The 14,465-nt window shown below is 75.8% G+C and carries 15 protein-coding genes; 8 read left to right on the top strand and 7 right to left on the bottom strand.

Translation table 11 applies throughout. From position 1 onward, the window contains the following. Window positions 1–38: 38 nt before the first annotated feature. The 5 genes from QSK00_RS06835 to QSK00_RS06855 are packed head-to-tail and all read left to right on the top strand — an operon-like array spanning window position 39 to window position 5,482. Window positions 39–1,463 (top strand): O-antigen ligase family protein, encoded by a 1,425-nt coding sequence (locus QSK00_RS06835; RefSeq protein WP_285588892.1) that lies wholly within the window; start codon window positions 39–41, stop codon window positions 1,461–1,463. Next, complete coding sequence (locus tag QSK00_RS06840) at window positions 1,460–2,968, top strand: tyrosine-protein kinase domain-containing protein (protein ID WP_285588894.1); 1,509 nt, start codon at window positions 1,460–1,462, stop codon at window positions 2,966–2,968. Before QSK00_RS06835 ends, QSK00_RS06840 begins: the two co-directional genes overlap by 4 nt. A 32-nt stretch (window positions 2,969–3,000) precedes the next feature. Further along, window positions 3,001–3,702, top strand: a complete 702-nt coding sequence (locus tag QSK00_RS06845) for a hypothetical protein (protein WP_285588896.1) — start codon at window positions 3,001–3,003, stop codon at window positions 3,700–3,702. Beyond that, window positions 3,699–5,240: a hypothetical protein gene (locus QSK00_RS06850; protein WP_285588898.1), complete on the top strand. Its 1,542-nt coding sequence runs from the start codon at window positions 3,699–3,701 to the stop codon at window positions 5,238–5,240. The genes QSK00_RS06845 and QSK00_RS06850 overlap by 4 nt, the downstream gene beginning before the upstream one ends. A 23-nt stretch (window positions 5,241–5,263) precedes the next feature. Continuing rightward, window positions 5,264–5,482: a hypothetical protein gene (locus tag QSK00_RS06855; RefSeq protein ID WP_285588899.1), complete on the top strand. Its 219-nt coding sequence runs from the start codon at window positions 5,264–5,266 to the stop codon at window positions 5,480–5,482. Between the two features lie 3 nt (window positions 5,483–5,485). Here the strand turns inward: QSK00_RS06855 and QSK00_RS06860 are convergent, their stop codons facing one another. Continuing rightward, on the bottom strand, window positions 5,486–6,670 hold the full coding sequence (locus QSK00_RS06860) for an SGNH/GDSL hydrolase family protein (protein WP_285588901.1): 1,185 nt from the start codon (window positions 6,668–6,670) through the stop codon (window positions 5,486–5,488). Between the two features lie 102 nt (window positions 6,671–6,772). On the opposite strand from QSK00_RS06860, the gene QSK00_RS06865 reads away from it, so the two are divergent. From QSK00_RS06865 to QSK00_RS06875, 3 genes are read left to right on the top strand one after another with little or no spacing between them, the layout of a single operon-like run. Continuing rightward, window positions 6,773–7,852 carry a glycosyltransferase gene (locus QSK00_RS06865; protein ID WP_285588904.1) on the top strand — a complete coding sequence of 360 codons (1,080 nt, stop codon included), beginning with the start codon at window positions 6,773–6,775 and terminating at the stop codon, window positions 7,850–7,852. Further along, window positions 7,849–8,556, top strand: a complete 708-nt coding sequence (locus QSK00_RS06870) for an SGNH/GDSL hydrolase family protein (protein WP_285588906.1) — start codon at window positions 7,849–7,851, stop codon at window positions 8,554–8,556. Before QSK00_RS06865 ends, QSK00_RS06870 begins: the two co-directional genes overlap by 4 nt. Continuing rightward, window positions 8,553–9,272 carry a class I SAM-dependent methyltransferase gene (locus tag QSK00_RS06875; RefSeq protein ID WP_285588907.1) on the top strand — a complete coding sequence of 240 codons (720 nt, stop codon included), beginning with the start codon at window positions 8,553–8,555 and terminating at the stop codon, window positions 9,270–9,272. Before QSK00_RS06870 ends, QSK00_RS06875 begins: the two co-directional genes overlap by 4 nt. Before the next feature lie 9 nt (window positions 9,273–9,281). Here QSK00_RS06875 and QSK00_RS06880 read toward each other — a convergent pair whose 3' ends face one another. The 6 genes from QSK00_RS06880 to QSK00_RS06905 are packed head-to-tail and all read right to left on the bottom strand — an operon-like array spanning window position 9,282 to window position 14,379. Then, on the bottom strand, window positions 9,282–10,106 hold the full coding sequence (locus QSK00_RS06880) for an acyltransferase (RefSeq protein WP_285588908.1): 825 nt from the start codon (window positions 10,104–10,106) through the stop codon (window positions 9,282–9,284). Further along, window positions 10,103–10,876, bottom strand: a complete 774-nt coding sequence (locus tag QSK00_RS06885) for an SGNH/GDSL hydrolase family protein (protein ID WP_285588909.1) — start codon at window positions 10,874–10,876, stop codon at window positions 10,103–10,105. The genes QSK00_RS06880 and QSK00_RS06885 overlap by 4 nt, the downstream gene beginning before the upstream one ends. After that, window positions 10,873–11,982 carry an acyltransferase family protein gene (locus QSK00_RS06890; protein ID WP_285588910.1) on the bottom strand — a complete coding sequence of 370 codons (1,110 nt, stop codon included), beginning with the start codon at window positions 11,980–11,982 and terminating at the stop codon, window positions 10,873–10,875. Before QSK00_RS06890 ends, QSK00_RS06885 begins: the two co-directional genes overlap by 4 nt. Then, the gene (locus tag QSK00_RS06895; protein WP_285588912.1) at window positions 11,979–12,122 is read right to left on the bottom strand and encodes a hypothetical protein; all 144 of its coding nucleotides are present in this window, start codon (window positions 12,120–12,122) and stop codon (window positions 11,979–11,981) included. The genes QSK00_RS06890 and QSK00_RS06895 overlap by 4 nt, the downstream gene beginning before the upstream one ends. Continuing rightward, on the bottom strand, window positions 12,119–13,198 hold the full coding sequence (locus tag QSK00_RS06900; RefSeq protein ID WP_285588914.1) for an acyltransferase family protein: 1,080 nt from the start codon (window positions 13,196–13,198) through the stop codon (window positions 12,119–12,121). The genes QSK00_RS06895 and QSK00_RS06900 overlap by 4 nt, the downstream gene beginning before the upstream one ends. Next, window positions 13,195–14,379 (bottom strand): acyltransferase family protein, encoded by a 1,185-nt coding sequence (locus QSK00_RS06905; RefSeq protein ID WP_285588916.1) that lies wholly within the window; start codon window positions 14,377–14,379, stop codon window positions 13,195–13,197. Before QSK00_RS06905 ends, QSK00_RS06900 begins: the two co-directional genes overlap by 4 nt. Window positions 14,380–14,465 lie beyond the last annotated feature (86 nt).

Below are 14,465 nucleotides of genomic sequence, written 5' to 3' on the forward strand. Positions count from 1 at the left end.
GAACCCTCGCACCCCACGAGCGCACGAGGGTTCCCCTCATGGAGGCGGGGGTCCTCGCCGCGATCGCCGTGGTCGCCGCCCTGCTCGTGGTCGGCGTGCTCCTCGCCGACGGCCGGGGCCTGGTCCCGCTGACGCGGTCGGTCCCGGTCGTCGTGGCGACGGCCGTGGTGCTGGGCGTCGTCGCGGTGCGGGGGATCGAGGACCTCGGGGTCGGCCTGCTGCTGCTCGCCGCGCTGACGGCGACGTGGAACGGGCTCTCGAGCATCGGGCTCTCGGTGGCGCAGCCCGCCCTCGCCGGGGCGCTGGTGGTGCTCGCGGCGGTGGCCGTCGCGCTGCGCCGGCCCGTCCACGTGCCGGGCTGGGTGTGGGTGCTGCCCGCGGTGCTCGTCCTGGTCGCGGTCCTCGCCTGGTTCTTCCCGCCGTCACCGGGCTACCTGGCGACCCGCGTGCTCGTCCCGGTGCCCGACTCCGTGGCGGCCGAGACCCCGCCCTTCGCGCTGGCCAACGTCGTGAACCTCGTCCGCTGGCTCGTGTCGGCGGCCGCGCTGCCCGTCGCGGCCTGCCTCGCGATCGCCGCCCGCCCCCGCCTCGCGCCGGTCCTCGCGGTCACGGCCGCGGTCGGGGCGACCGTCAACGCCGCGGTCGCGGTCACCGACGAGCTGGGCCTCACGGCGATCAGCGCGCGCCTGGTCCCGATCGTCGACGTCGGCGGACGGCAGGCCGGGCTGAGCATCCAGCCGAACCACCTCGCGCTCGCGATCGCCGTCGCCGTCCCCGTGGTGACCTGGCGCGTGCTCGTGGCGTCGACGCCCGCCCGGCGGGTGGGGTGGCTCGTCGTCGGGACGGTCCTCGCGGCGGGCCTGGCCACCTCGGCGTCGCGGGCCGGGCTCGTGTCGGCCCTGCTCGGCGCGGCGCTGACCGTGCTCGCGCTGCGCGCCGGGCGACGGCTGGTGCTGCCGCTGGTCGGGGGCGTGGTGGCCCTCGCGGTCGTCGCCGTCGCGGCGTTCCCCGCCCTGCTCGACCGCGTCGCCGAGCAGCTCCGGCTCTCCGGGGCCGACTCCGCCGACGAGAGCAACGCGATCCGTGCGGGCATCGCCCGGCAGGCGTTCACCGACTTCGCGCACTCGCCGCTGCACGGCCTCGGGCTGCCCGTCGCCGCCGACGCGCACGACGTCTACCTGCAGCTCCTCGCCTCCGGCGGGGTGCTGCTGCTCGTCGGCTTCGGGGTGTTCGTCCTGGGCTTCGTCCTCGAGGTCCGGAGCCTGGAGAGCCCCGGACCCGGCTCCGGCGACCCCGACGACGGGCTGCCCCGTGTCCTGCTCGTCGCCGTCGTGTCCTGGCTGCTCGTCGGGGCCGTGGTCAACCAGCTCACCGACGCCTTCCTGTACCTGCCCGTCGCGATCGTCGCCGGTCTGGCCGCCGCTCGCGCATCCGCCGTCCCTCATGCCGGAGGACCCGCATGACCCTGACCGTTCTCCTGCGGTCGCTCGCCCGCCGCTGGCCCTACGTCGTGGCCGGACTGGTCGTCGGCCTGCTCGCCGCCGGCGCCGTCGTCCTGTTCAGCCCGCGGGTGTACGCGTCGACGTCGAGCGTCTACGTGTCGGCGACCGACTCGGCCGCCAACGCCTCGAACGCCTACCAGGGCACGCTGTTCTCGCAGCAGAAGGTGAAGACCTACACCGAGATCCTGACCTCCGAGCGGGTCCTCACGCCGGTGGTCGCGCAGTTCGGGCTCGGCTCGGTGTCCGACCTCGCCGACCACGTCGCGGTCGCCTCCGACGCCGAGAGCACCCTGCTGCGCATCACCGTCAGCGACGACGACCCGCAGCGCGCCGCCGAGCTCGCCAACGCCGTGACCACCCGCTTCATCCAGGTCGTCGGCCAGCTCGAGCGGCCCCGCGTGCCGGGGGCGCCCGCGCCGGTCAGCGTGGACGTCGTCGACACCGCGCAGCCCTCGTCGGACCCGGTCAGCCCGAAGGTGACGCTCGACCTCGTCGTCGGCGCCGTGCTCGGCCTGCTGGTCGGCGTGGCCGCCGCCGTCGTCCGCAGCGCCGCCGACACCACGATGCGGACCTCGGAGGAGCTCGCCGCCGCGACCGGGGCCGGGGTGCTCGGCCTCGTGCCGACCGACCGCGGCCTGCGCGACGGGGCGGCGCCGGCCGCGGTCCCGGGCGGCGCCTTCGGCGAGACGGTCCGGCGCATCCGCACGAACCTGCTCTTCGCCGACGTCGACCGGCCGCCGGCGCTGCTCACCGTGACCTCCAGCGAGCCCGGCGAGGGCAAGACGACGCTGGTCATCGCGCTCGCGGCGGCGTTCGCCCCGACCTCGCGGGTGGTCGTGGTCGAGGGCGACCTGCGCCGCCCGACGATCGCCGGGCGCCTCGGGCTCGTCGCGGAGTCGGGGGTCACCGACGTGCTCGGCCGCCGCGTCGACCTCGCCCACGTCGTGCAGACCTGGGGTCCCGGCGTCGACGTGCTCACCGCCGGGACGCTCCCGCACAACCCGAGCGAGCTGCTCTCCTCCGCCGCGATGGCCGACCTGCTGAAGACGCTGCGGGCGCGCTACGACGTCGTGCTCGTCGACGCCCCGCCGCTCGGCCCGGTCGCCGACGCCGCGATCCTCGCCTCCGGGTGCGACGGCGCCGTGCTGCTCTGCCGCTCCGGCGTCACCCCGCGGGCGAAGGTCGTGGCCGCCGTCGAGGCCCTGCAGACCGTCGGCGCCCGGCTCTTCGGCGCCGTCCTGACGATGACCGAGATGCCCCGCGGCGGCTACGACACCTACGGGCCCGCCCCGTCGGCCCGGCCGGCCGGCGCGCCGAGCCGTGCCCCCGAGTCGCCGGCGGTCGGGACGCCGCAGGCCCGGCCGGTCGTCGACGACGCCGCGACGGTCGGGACCTACCTGCCGCCCTCGGCCACGGTGCCGCGGACCATGAACGTCGTCTCCGGTCGACGACGCAGCGACGGATGAGCCGGGGAACATCTCCGGCGAGGACTCCGGCGATGTCCCGGCGGGCCGCGCTCGGGCTCGGGGTCGGGCTCGGGGCCGCCGGGGGAGTGGCGCTGCTCGCCGGGTGCGGGTCGCCGGCGCCGACGACGGACCCGGCCGCGCTGCCCGACGTCCGGAACACGGTCTCGACGGTGTGGAGCAACCGCCCCGACGGGCCGATGCCCGCCGTCGGCGACGAGGGGACGCCGTTCACCGTCGTGCTCACGGGGGCGCCGCAGCGGCCCACGGTGGCGGACGGGGCCCTCGTCGGGAACCTGCCCCGTCCGGGCGCGATCTACGTCGGGCAGCAGCTCGCCGCGCCGGTGCGCCGGCTCGGGGCGCGGTTCGGGTTCGGGACGGGGGACGCCGGGGGCGCGCTGGCCCTCGTCGCGTTCACCGACGAGCAGCCCCCGCGCGCCAACCTGCACCTGTCGCTGACCTCGGACCGCTGGATCCTGGGGGTCGTCGCCGACGGGGGCGTCGACGAGGTCGCGCGGGACTTCTACGCGACGCCGGTCCCGACCGACGGCACCCCCGTGCAGGGCGAGGTGCGCCTCGCCGGGACCACCGCCTTCGTCGCGGTGCCCGACGGCAGCGTCCGCCGGGTCGACGACCCCCGCTTCGGCGCGGTCGCCGGCTCGATCGCGACGTGGGAGTTCTTCAAGCTCACCCCCGACTCCTCCGACGTGCGGATGTACGCGACGTGGGCGGGGTGATCGCGCCGCCGCGGCGGCGGGTGTCGCTGGCCGCGCTCGTGTTCTGGGCCGCCGGGCTGGTGCTCGGCGCGGTCAAGCTCGTGACGGTCGTGGCCACGCCCGACCCGTGGAAGCTCCTCGCGTTCGGCTCCGACGACGTGCACTACTACCTGCTCACGGCCCTGCACGCGGCCGCGGGGGACGGCTCGACCTTCGACGGGCTGCAGCCCACCAACGGCTACCAACCCCTGTGGTTCCTGCTGCTCACCGGCCTGTTCCTGCCCGGGGTGGACCGGTCGGGCGCGGTGGTCGTCACGATGGTGCTGCTCGTCGTCCTCTGGGCCCTGGCGCTGTGGCTGGTGTGGCGGATCGCCGCGGTGACGGTGGGGCCGGTCGGCGCCGTGGCGGCGCTCGTGGTGCTGCTCCCGCACGCCCGCTGGTGGGGTGGCTGCGAGAACGCGCTCGTGGCGGTGCTGCTGCTGGCGCTCGTCGACGTCGTCCTGCGCCGGCGGTTGCTGGACCGGCCCGACGTCGGGTCGGTGCGGGTCGCCGGGGTGCTGCTCGCGCTGCTCTCGTTGGGGCGGCTGGACTGTGCGGTGCTGGTCGGGCTGTTCGCGCTCGTGGGGTGGTGGCGCTGGCGGTCGGTGCGCCTCGTGCTGGATCTGGTGGCGCCGGCCGTGGTGTCGCTGGTGGTCGACGCGGCGGTGAACCACGCCCTGCTCGGGTCGGCGCTGCCGGTCAGCGGGGTGGCGAAGCAGCTCGGTTCGGGGGAGAACTGGGCGGCGCTGGGTCAGTTCCTGCTCTACGGCTCCCTCGGTCCGTTGCCGATGGGGTTCGGGCTCACGGTGCTGGTGCTGGCGGTCGTGGCGTGGGTGGTGGCTCCGGGGGTCCCGCGGGCCGCCGAGCTCCGGGCGCTGATCGTGCTGCTCGTGCTGGCGCAGCTGATCCAGGTGGCCTGGTACGTCGTGACGACCCCGGGCTGGGAGCTGCAGAGCTGGTACTTCTCCACCGGGACGGTGGCGTTGGTGCTCTCAACGCTGGTGATCGGCGCGCGGCTGTCGGCCGTGCGCCTCGCGGCTCCGGTGATCGTGGGTCTCGCGGTGCTGATGCTGGCCGTGTTCGCCGGCAAGGAGGCCGTGCAGGTGCTGCCGCGCGACCCGTCGTCGTCGCCGTACACCCGCGACATCGACGCCGGGCAGTGGGCGGACCGGACGCTGCCGCCCGGATCGGTGCTCGCGATGGGGGACTGGGCGGGCTCCTTCGCCTTCTCCACGCAGCATCCGGTGGTGCAGCTCGAGGGCCTCGTCGGGTCCCCGCAGTACCTGGCGGCGCTGCAGGCGGGCCGCGGGGCCGAGTACCTGCGCTCGCTCGGCGTCGACTACTACGTGCGCCTGCTGCACCCGGGGGAGCCGCTGTCCTGTCGACCCGCCGAGCCGTGGTTCGGCACCGGGCCGAAGCTCGACCTCGACCTGTGCGGGCGCCCGATCGTCTATCGCGGCGACGTGCGGGGGGCGATCGACCTCGTGGTGTGGGACCTGCGCGGCGTCCCGGGGCCGTAACACCGGCGTGCCACGATCACGCGATGCGCCCCGGCCGACGCCTCCGGAACCCGACCCGACGCCGGGTGCTGGCGGGGGTCCTGGTCGTCGTGGCGATCGCCTGGCTGCCGCTCAACAAGCCGGTCGAGGGTCCCTGGCTGCTCCGGCTCGCGCCCGGGCACTCCGTGACGGCCGCGGATCTGGTCTCGGTCGCGCTGGTCCTCGTCGCGGTCGGGCTGCTGTGGAGCACCCGACGGCGGTGACGGCTAGAGCAGGACCGCCGCGACCGCCTGCGCGATGTCCTCGCTGCCCCGGTCGTTCGGGTGGATGCCGTCGGTGAAGAACCCCCGGGCGGCAGCGTCGGCGTGCGCCCCCCAGCGGGCGCGCAGGTCGAGCAGGGGGACGTCCTCGGCGTCGGCGAGCCCGTAGAGCGCCGCGAGGTAGTCGGTCAGCGGCGGGTCGAGCACGTGGTCGGGCGGGAAGATCCCGGGGTCGGGTTCGCCCGGGGTGGCGAGCAGGACGTCGCCCCCCGTCGCCCGTTGCCGGCGGATCGTGGTGCGGATCCGCTCGACGAACGTCGCCACCGGCACGTGCGCGCGGAAGTCGTTGGCCGAGACCAGCAGGATCGCGAGGTCGGCGGCCATCGCGTCCACGCTGACGGCGAGTCCGCGCAGGCCCCCGGCGTCGTCGGCGACCAGCGACCCGGCGGACAGGCCCGCCCGCGCGAGGTTGGAGACCCGCATCCCGGTCGCGGTCCCCGCCTCCACCCCGAGCAGCGAGGCGGTCGACGTCGGCTCGCGTCCGGGGGAGAGGACCCGCAGCACGTGGGTGCCGTACTGCCCCGCGGGCACCGTGGAGACCACGTGGGTCGACCCCACCTGCGACGACGGCAGGACCGGCACCCCGTCGACGGCGAAGCGGATCCCCGGCCCGAGGTGGTGCACCCGGAAGGTGTCGCCGTCGCCGGTGAACTCGACCGCCGCCCCGTCGTCGGGAGCGCCGGGGATGCGCAGGCAGGCGCAGGCGTGCATCCCCAGCGGGGCCTCGCCGACCGGCCCGAACACCTGGAAGCGCGGGTCGGTCGGCAGCAGCCCGTTCCACGGCACCGCGACGCCGGTCCCCGACGGGCCGAACCGGCCGTCGAGGATCCGCCGCAGGCGCCCGGGCCAGGAGTACTGCTGGCACGGACGCGACAGGCCCGGCACCCCGGCGCCGTGGGTGATCGAGTCGAGCATCGTCGTGACGTGCCCGCGCCCGGCCGTACGCGCCGCGGTCCAGCGGGGCCACGGGGCGTCCGGGTGGTAGAGCGACCGGGCCGGGTCCCAGGCGTGCACCCCGCTCGCCCACGCCGGACGGTCCGCGGGCGGGGGCGAGGAGCAGGCCGCCGCGAACGCGCCGGCCGCGCCGAGGGCGCCCAGCGCGAGCACCCGACGGCGCGGTATCCCGACCACGGGCGCATCCTCCGACCTGACGACCCCGTTCACCCGTCCGCGCTCAAGATCGTCACGTCCCGAGACCGCGTTGTTTACACGTCGCTGGTCGAATCCGCCGTGATGTCCCGTCTCGCCGTCCTGAGCCTCACCGACCCCGACGCCGTCACCTCCGGCGGCACGGCGCGCACGCGCGCCCTCCGGGACGCGGTGCGGTCCGCGGGCCACGACGTCGAGTGCTTCTTCCCGACGACGGGTGCGGCCAGCCTGGGCACGCGGGTCCCGGGCCGGCTCGGGGCGCTGAAGCGGCACTTCCTGCCGTTGCCGACCGTCGCCGGGGGTCGCAACCCGGCGCTCGCGCAGCGCCTGGCCGCGGCCGGCCCGTTCGACGCCGTCATCGTCTCCGCGCTCTCCCAGGTCCCGCTCGCCGCCGCCACCGGTGCGCCGGTGTGGGTCGACTTCATGGACCTGTGGAGCGCGTTCGCCGACCGGGAGGCCGCCGCCCGCTCCGGGCCCGCCCGCGTCACGGCCCGCGCCCAGGCCCGACGCCTGCGCCGCGCCGAGGAGGCCGCGATCGCGGGCGGCGCGGCCGTCACCGCCGCGGGCTGGCGCGACGCGGAGGTGCTGCGCGACCGCCGGCACGCGATCTCGTGGCTGCCGACCCCCGCCCCGTCCCGCCCGGCCGCCCGACGCCCCGGGCCCGTCCGCACGGTCGGCCTGCTCGGGGACTTCACCTACTGGCCCAACCTCGACGCCCACGACGTGCTCGTGCGGCACTGGCTGCCCGGCCTGCGCGACGCGGGCGTGGACGTCGTCGTCGCCGGCCGCGGCAGCGCGGACCTGCCGCCGGTGGCCGGCGTCGAGCGCCTCGGACCCGTCGACCGGCTCGAGGACTTCTACGCCCGCGTGGACGCCGTGCTGGCCCCGGTCCGGCTCGGCGGCGGCATCAAGGTCAAGGTGGTCGAGGCCCTGCTGGCCGGGGTCCCCGTCGTCGCCACCCGGATCGCGCTCGAGGGCCTACCTCCTGCGGTCCGGGACCTCGCGGCCGCCGTCGAGCCGACCGGTTCGGCGGCGGCCGCCCTGCCCGCCCTGCCCGCGGTCGACCCCGGCGACCCCCGCCTGCACCCGCTCACGACGACGGGGTTCGCCGAGGCCGTCGACGACGTCCTCGCGCGGCTGCTCCGGGTCCGGGCGGCCGCGTGAGGGTCCGGGGCCGAGGTCAGCGGTGGCCCACCGCTGACACCCGACGTCAGCCGTGTGCCACCGCTGACGTCCGGGCGCTGCTCCTCGCGGCCCTGCTCGCCCTGCTCGCCGGCTGCGCGTCCGTCCCGACGCCGACCACCGCCGCCGACGGTCGGCTCGTGGTCCCGTCCGACCGGCCGGTCGCCCTGCTCGTGGCCGGCGACTCCCTGGCCGCCGGCTTCACGACGACCGACGGCGACCGGGCCTTCGTCCGGATCATCGCGACGACGCTCGGGGCCACCGTGACGATGCCGCCGCTGCGCGACCAGCCACTGACCACCGTCGACCGGGTGCTCGACATGCCCGGCGGCCAGGACGTGGTGCTGGTCGAGCTCGGGACCAACGACATCGGCCGCCGCACCCCGGCGATCGACTTCCGCGCCCGCTACGCCGCCCTGCTCGACCGCGCCCGCGAGGGATCGCCCGCCGCCGCGCTCGTCTGCCTCGGCACCTGGGCCGGCGACGGCGGGAGCTCGGGCGGCGCGGACTACGACACGATCATCTCCTCGCTGTGCGCCGAGCGCGCCGGCCGCTTCGTCGACCTCGGCCCGATCTACCGCGCCCCCGGCACCCGCGGCACCACCGACTTCCACCCCGACGACGACGGGCACCGCATGATCGCCGACGCGGTCCTCGGCGTGCTCGACACCCAGGAGGACCCGTGACCCTGCTCGAACAGCTCCCCGACCAGGCCAGCGAGGTCGCCCTGATCACGGGCTGGATCGAGAGCGCCCGTCCCGACGCCGGGCCGGTGCGGATCCTCGAGGCGGGCTGCGGGAACCACTGGCCGCTGGCGGTGCCCGACGCGCACCTCACCGGGCTCGACCTCGACGCCGACGCCCTGCGCATCCGCCGTGAGGAGCTCGGTGACCTCGACGAGGCCGTCGTCGGGGACCTCGTCGACGCCGACCTGCCCGACGGCGGGTTCGACGTCGCCTACTGCGCCTACGTCCTCGAGCACGTCCCGGCGGCCGACCGGGTGCTCGGGAACCTGCTGCGCTGGGTCCGGCCGGGCGGCCTCGTCGTCGTGAAGGTCCCCGACCCGCACTCGGTGCGCGGCGCGGTGACCCGGGTGACGCCGCACTGGTTCCACGTCGCCTACTGGCGCTACGTGGTGCGCTACCCGCACGCCGGGGAGCCCGGGTACTCGCCCTACCCGACCTTCTACCACCCGGTGATCTCGCGTGCGGGCCTGCGCCGCTTCGCCGCCGAGACGGGGGCGGAGATCGTCGCCGAGCGCGGCGACTCCCGCTACAACGGCGACGCGCCCGGGCTGCTCGGGCGGGCGATCGGGCGGTTCGTGTCGGCGGTCGCGACGGCATCGCGCGGGCGGCTGACCGCCACGCACGACAACCTGCTGGTCATCCTGCGTCGACCCTGACGCAGCCGGTCACGCGCGGGAGCGCACCACCCGCGCCGGCACCCCGGCGAGCACCGAGTACGGCGGGCAGGAGTGGGTGACCACCGCGCCCGCCGCCACGACGGTGCCCGTCCCGAGCTCCACGCCGTCCAGGATCACCGCGCCGGTCCCGATCCAGCAGTCGTCGCCGATCGTCACCCCCTGCTCGGTGGTGCCCTGCCGGTTGATCGGCACCCGCGGGTCGTCGTAGACGTGGTTCTGGGCGTGGATCGCGACGCGCTGCCCGACGAGGACGTCGTTCCCGACGACGACGGGCGCGGCCGCCCCGATGAACCCGTAGTCGCCGAGCGAGCTGTTGTCCCCGAGCCGGATCCCGGCCCCGAGCTCGTGCAGGACGCCGGTGCACTCCATGGTCGCCCACCGCCCGATCGTCACGCCGCGACCGAGCACGACGCCGTCGCGCGCGAGAGCCCGGATCGTCACCCCGCGCTCGAGGACACTGCCGGCCCCCATCGTGAGGTGGCGGCGGTGCGCGATCCGGACGCCGTCCTCGCAGAACCGCAGGCGCGGCCCGGCGACCCCGCGCAGCCGCCACTGCGCCGCGAGCAGGCTCGTCGCCCGGGCCCGCAGCTCGGCGAGCAACGAGCGCTGGGAGATGGCCGGGTCGACGTGGTACGGCCGCCCGCCGCGGATCGCGGGGACTGCCCGGGCGATGAGGCGGTGCAGCGGGGGAGACGCAGCGGAGCGGAGCTCGACCGGGTCGGGGGGAGACGCAGCGGAGCGGAGCTCGACCGGGTCGGGGGGAGACGCAGCGGAGCGGAGCTCGACCGGGTCGGGGGGAGCAGGCGGCGTCATCGCGGGGCCTCCGGGAGGGCGGTGAGGAGCAGTTCGGCGTAGCGCCGGTGGCCCTCGACGGTGGGGTGGGCGCCGTCGGGGCCCCAGGGGATCCGCCAGTCGAGGGCGGGGACGTAGGTGCGCTCGGCGGCCGCGGTCGCCGCGCGCAGCACCCCGTCGAGCCGGGCGACGTCGTCCGGCGACGCCACGGGCGGCACGACCGGACCGATCACGACGACGGCCGGGACCCCACGCAGCCGGCCCAGCAGGTCGGTGATCGCGGCGCCGACCTCGGCCGGGGGCCGGAGCCGGTCGTTGAGACCGCCCTCGACGACGACGAGCCGGGGAGCCCGGGCGAGGACGGCGCCGACGCGGTCGGCGTAGGTCTGGTTCCCGCAGTAGCCGGGGTTGACGAAGCCGGTGCCGTCGATCGCGTCGACCCACGTCGTCGTCCCCCACGCGCGACCGACCGCGGCGGGGAAGGCCTCCGCCTTGGGGTCGGGCAGCGTGGATCCCTCGGCGAGGGAGTCCCCGAGGACCACGGCGGTCGGCCCGCCCGTGCTGACCGGGACGGTGTCGTCGCGCCGCGCCGTGGTCAGGCGGGTGACGCCGGCGCAGCGCTCGGCGGTGAGGTCGGCCGGGGTCGCCGCCGGGACGTCGGCCGCCGGCGGGCCGCTCGGCGCGAGCGCGGTCTCCCGGGCCGCCACGAGGACGACGGCGGCGGTCAGGACGAGCCCGACGACGGCGAGCGCCACCCGCCGTCGTCGGGAACGGACCTCTCCGTCGATCACCGTGGGATCTCGGTGGCGGGGGCGGGCAGGACGACGGGGAGCACGGTCTCCGCCCGCCGTGCGCGGCGTCGCGCGGGCCACTCGCGCACGGGGCGCTCGACGAGCACGCACGACGCCCAGGCGAGCGGCAGGGTGACCGCGAGCGCCGCCGCGAGCAGCAAGAACGGCCGCCCGACCCCGACGCCGAGCAGGACGAGCAGCTGCTGGACCGGGTAGCCGTAGAGGAAGACGCCGAAGGAGACGTCCCAGCGCAGCCGCAGGCGGGGGTGGCGCAGCGAGGCCGCCGTCGTGTGGAGCAGGTAGACCAGCGCCGGGGCCGTCAGCGGGGAGACCGCCGGCACGGCGAGCCCCACGACGGAGAGGGCCGCGGCGCCCGCGACCCACCACCGCCCGACCGGCAGCCGGTCGCGGTAGAGGTACACCACCGACCCGAGCAGGAAGTGCGAGACGAAGCGCAGCGTCTGCGTCTCCAGCCAGAGTCCGGGCGACCCCCAGGTCCGCGCGACGAGGAACGCCGCGAGGACGACCGCGGCGAGCGCGAGCACCGCCCGGCGGTGCCGCCAGAGGCCGAGGACGCCGAGCGTCACCACCATGAGGTAGCAGAACGTCTCCCACTGCAGGCTCCACAGCGTGCCGTTCCAGGCGCCGTCGAGCGGCACCCCGGTCGGCGTCCCCGCGACGTCGAAGAAGCTCATGTGCGTGGTGGCGTTCGCCGCGACGTACGCCCACGCCGAGTGCGGGCCGGAGAACACGGCGGTGGGGTCGGTGCCGGCGATCCACGCGCCGAGCGGGGCGACGACGAACCCCGTGACCACCAGGCAGACCCAGAACCCCGGGAACATCCGCAGGAAGCGGGCCTCGAGATGCCGGCCCACCCGTGGGAGGCGTTCCCAGCTTGCGAGGACGAGGAAGCCACTGATCGCGAAGAACAGGTCCAGCGTCGTCTCGAGGAACCCCACGACCACCGAGCTCGACGCGTCGACGTCGGTCCCGGCGAGCGGGAAGGAGTGCCAGGTGACGACGAGGCAGGCGAGCCCGAGTCGGATGAGGTCGTAGCCGTTGCGCCGCGGGTCGTAGCGCGCGCCGAGGGTCTGCACCGGCCTCACGCGCGCTCGTGCACCTCGGACATCGCGGCGAGCAGGGGTTCCTCCCCGCCGGTCCGGTTGTCGTGGCAGGTGAGCGTGCAGGCCTCCATCACCGCCCCGCAGTCGGGGCAGGAGTAGAGGTCGAGGGGGTCGACGATCACGGGGAGGTCCTCTCGGGAGCGGGGGTGACGGCGGTGGACGGGCGGGTGGGGGCGCGGCGCGCGCGCCGGTGGCAGGGCCGTTCGACGAGCACGTAGCCGAGGGCCGTGAGCAGCGCGGTGGAAGCGGCCCAGATCCCGAGCAGCGGGAGGTGGCCCAGCCCGGTGGAGCGCTCGGTGAGCAGCGTCCAGGGCAGGGTGTGCCAGAGGTAGAGGCTGAAGCTGACGTGACCGAGCCCCACGAGCACCGGGGATTCGAGCACGCGCAGCACCGGTGCCGCGGTCCGGTCGTGCGCCACGACCAGCGTTGCCACCGTCGCCGCGACCACGAGCGGGGTGCCGAGCAGGCGGTGCCACGCGCTGTTCTGGTCGGTGCCGAGCAGCTGCCAGACGACGACGGCGGCCAGACCGGTGGCGGCCCACGCCGGGGGCAGGCGGCGGGGTCCCCGCGCCCCGAGGTGCAGGGCGAGGGCCGCGCCGGCGAGCAGCGGCGCGAACCGGGACAGCGGGCCGAAGTAGTACCAGGCCGACGGCATGGGTAGCGACACGGCGTACACCGCGAGCGCGATCACCAGGGTGACGCGGGCGCAGCGGGCCGGGTCGGTGCCGCGGCGTCGCCAGTGCAGGACCACCAGCGGCCAGAGCAGGTAGAAGTACCACTCCACGGTCAGCGACCACGTGATGCCGAAGGGGCGCAGGTCGAGCCCCGCCGCGGCGGCCGGTGCGGTCAGGTGGGCCAGGGTGATCAGCGCCGAGCGCAGCGCGATCCGCGGGTCCACCCCCGAGACGGGCAGCGCGGCGGCGAGCACCAGCCCCACGGCGACCAGGACCAGGGTCGGCGGCACCAGGCGCACGACCCGGGCCCGCAGGAACGGGCGGTACGCCGCGCCGGGCCGCCACAGCCACGTCGTGACCAGGAACCCGGAGAGCACGAAGAAGATCTCGACCCCGGGTCCCGCCCCCTGCCACCACCCGGCGTGCTCACCGATCCAGTGCTGGCCGACGACGAGGGCGACCGCGAGTCCGCGCAGCCCGTCGAGGGCCCGGCTGCGGCCCGGACGGACCCCGGCCGCCGTCACCGTGGCCCGGCCGGGACGGCGGGGGAGGCGGGCGGGGTGAACAGCAGCGGCAGGCCCCGTCGGGGGTGGCGCGCGGCGAACCGGACTCCTACGAGCACCTCGCGCCACGGGCGCGGGTCGCGCCGGCCCCAGCGCTGGGTCGGGCGCTCCACCAGCAGGTAGGCGCCGGCGGTGAGCAGGACCGTCGCGCCGGCCCAGATCGGCAGCAGCTGTTCGTAGGTCAGTCCGGTGGAGCGCGGGGTGAGCAGCGTCCACGGGATGGTGTGCCAGAGGAAGAGGCTGTAGCTGACCGCGCCGAGCCCGACGAGCAGCCGCGAGGAGAGCGCCCGGATCGCGACCGCGTCCGGCTGCGTCATCCCGACCACGACCACTGCGAGGGTGGCCGTCACGGTCAGCGGCGTGCCGACGAAGCGGTACCAGAGCGAGTCCTGGTCGGGCCCGGCGAGCTTCCAGGCGACGATCGCGACGACGGCGAGGCCTGCCGTCCAGCCGGGCGGGGTCCACCGGAAGGCGCCGTTCCCGGCGCGGATCGCGGCCACCCGGTAGGCGACCGAGGCGCCGAGCAGCAGCAGCCCGAACCGGGAGACCGGGCCGAAGTGGTACCAGGACGCGGAGAACGTCAGCGACACCGCGTAGAGCAGCAGCGCCGCGACGAGGGTGTACCGCGCGCACCGGGCGGGGTCGGTCCCGCGGCGGCGCCAGGTGAGGGCGACGACCGGCCAGAGCAGGTAGAAGTACCACTCGATCGACAGCGACCACGTGATGCCGAACGGCCGCATGTCGATCCCGCCGGCGGAGACGAGCGACGTCAGCTCGCTCACCGCGATCGTCGCCGAGCGCAGCGCGATCCGCTCCGGCACCCACGACCAGGGCAGCACCGCGGCCAGCAGCAACCCGCCTGCGATCATGACGAGCAGCGAGGGGACCAGCCGCAGCACGCGGCGGCGCAGGAAGGCCCGGTAGCCGAACGTCGAGCGCATCAGCCACGACGTGACCATGAAGCCGGAGAGCACGAAGAAGACCTCGACGCCCGCTCCCGCCCCGCGCCAGAAGCCGTAGTGCTCGCCGATCCAGTGCTGGCCGACGACGAGCACGATCGCGACCCCGCGCATCCCGTCGAGATGGCGGGCGCGTCCGGCGAGGGGGAGCGGAGCTGCGTCAGGAACGTCACGGAGGGCCACGCCGGGGAGTGGACCATGACCGAGAAGGGGTCACCCGGTCGTGTAGTTGACCTTTACATAGTGGAACATCAGGTTTTACAGAGTCC

Origin of the sequence: Actinomycetospora sp. NBRC 106378, from assembly GCF_030269685.1 — a bacterium.
GTDB lineage: Bacteria > Actinomycetota > Actinomycetes > Mycobacteriales > Pseudonocardiaceae > Actinomycetospora.

What these genes read in the sequence shown, in the direction of transcription:
- QSK00_RS06835 (WP_285588892.1), top strand. Translation starts at nt 39, where the DNA reads ATGGAGGCGGGGGTCCTCGCCGCGATCGCCGTGGTCGCCGCCCTGCTC.
- QSK00_RS06840 (WP_285588894.1), top strand. Translation starts at nt 1,460, where the DNA reads ATGACCCTGACCGTTCTCCTGCGGTCGCTCGCCCGCCGCTGGCCCTAC.
- QSK00_RS06845 (WP_285588896.1), top strand. Translation starts at nt 3,001, where the DNA reads ATGTCCCGGCGGGCCGCGCTCGGGCTCGGGGTCGGGCTCGGGGCCGCC.
- QSK00_RS06855 (WP_285588899.1), top strand. Translation starts at nt 5,264, where the DNA reads ATGCGCCCCGGCCGACGCCTCCGGAACCCGACCCGACGCCGGGTGCTG.
- QSK00_RS06865 (WP_285588904.1), top strand. Translation starts at nt 6,773, where the DNA reads ATGTCCCGTCTCGCCGTCCTGAGCCTCACCGACCCCGACGCCGTCACC.
- QSK00_RS06880 (WP_285588908.1), bottom strand. Translation starts at nt 10,106, where the DNA reads ATGACGCCGCCTGCTCCCCCCGACCCGGTCGAGCTCCGCTCCGCTGCG.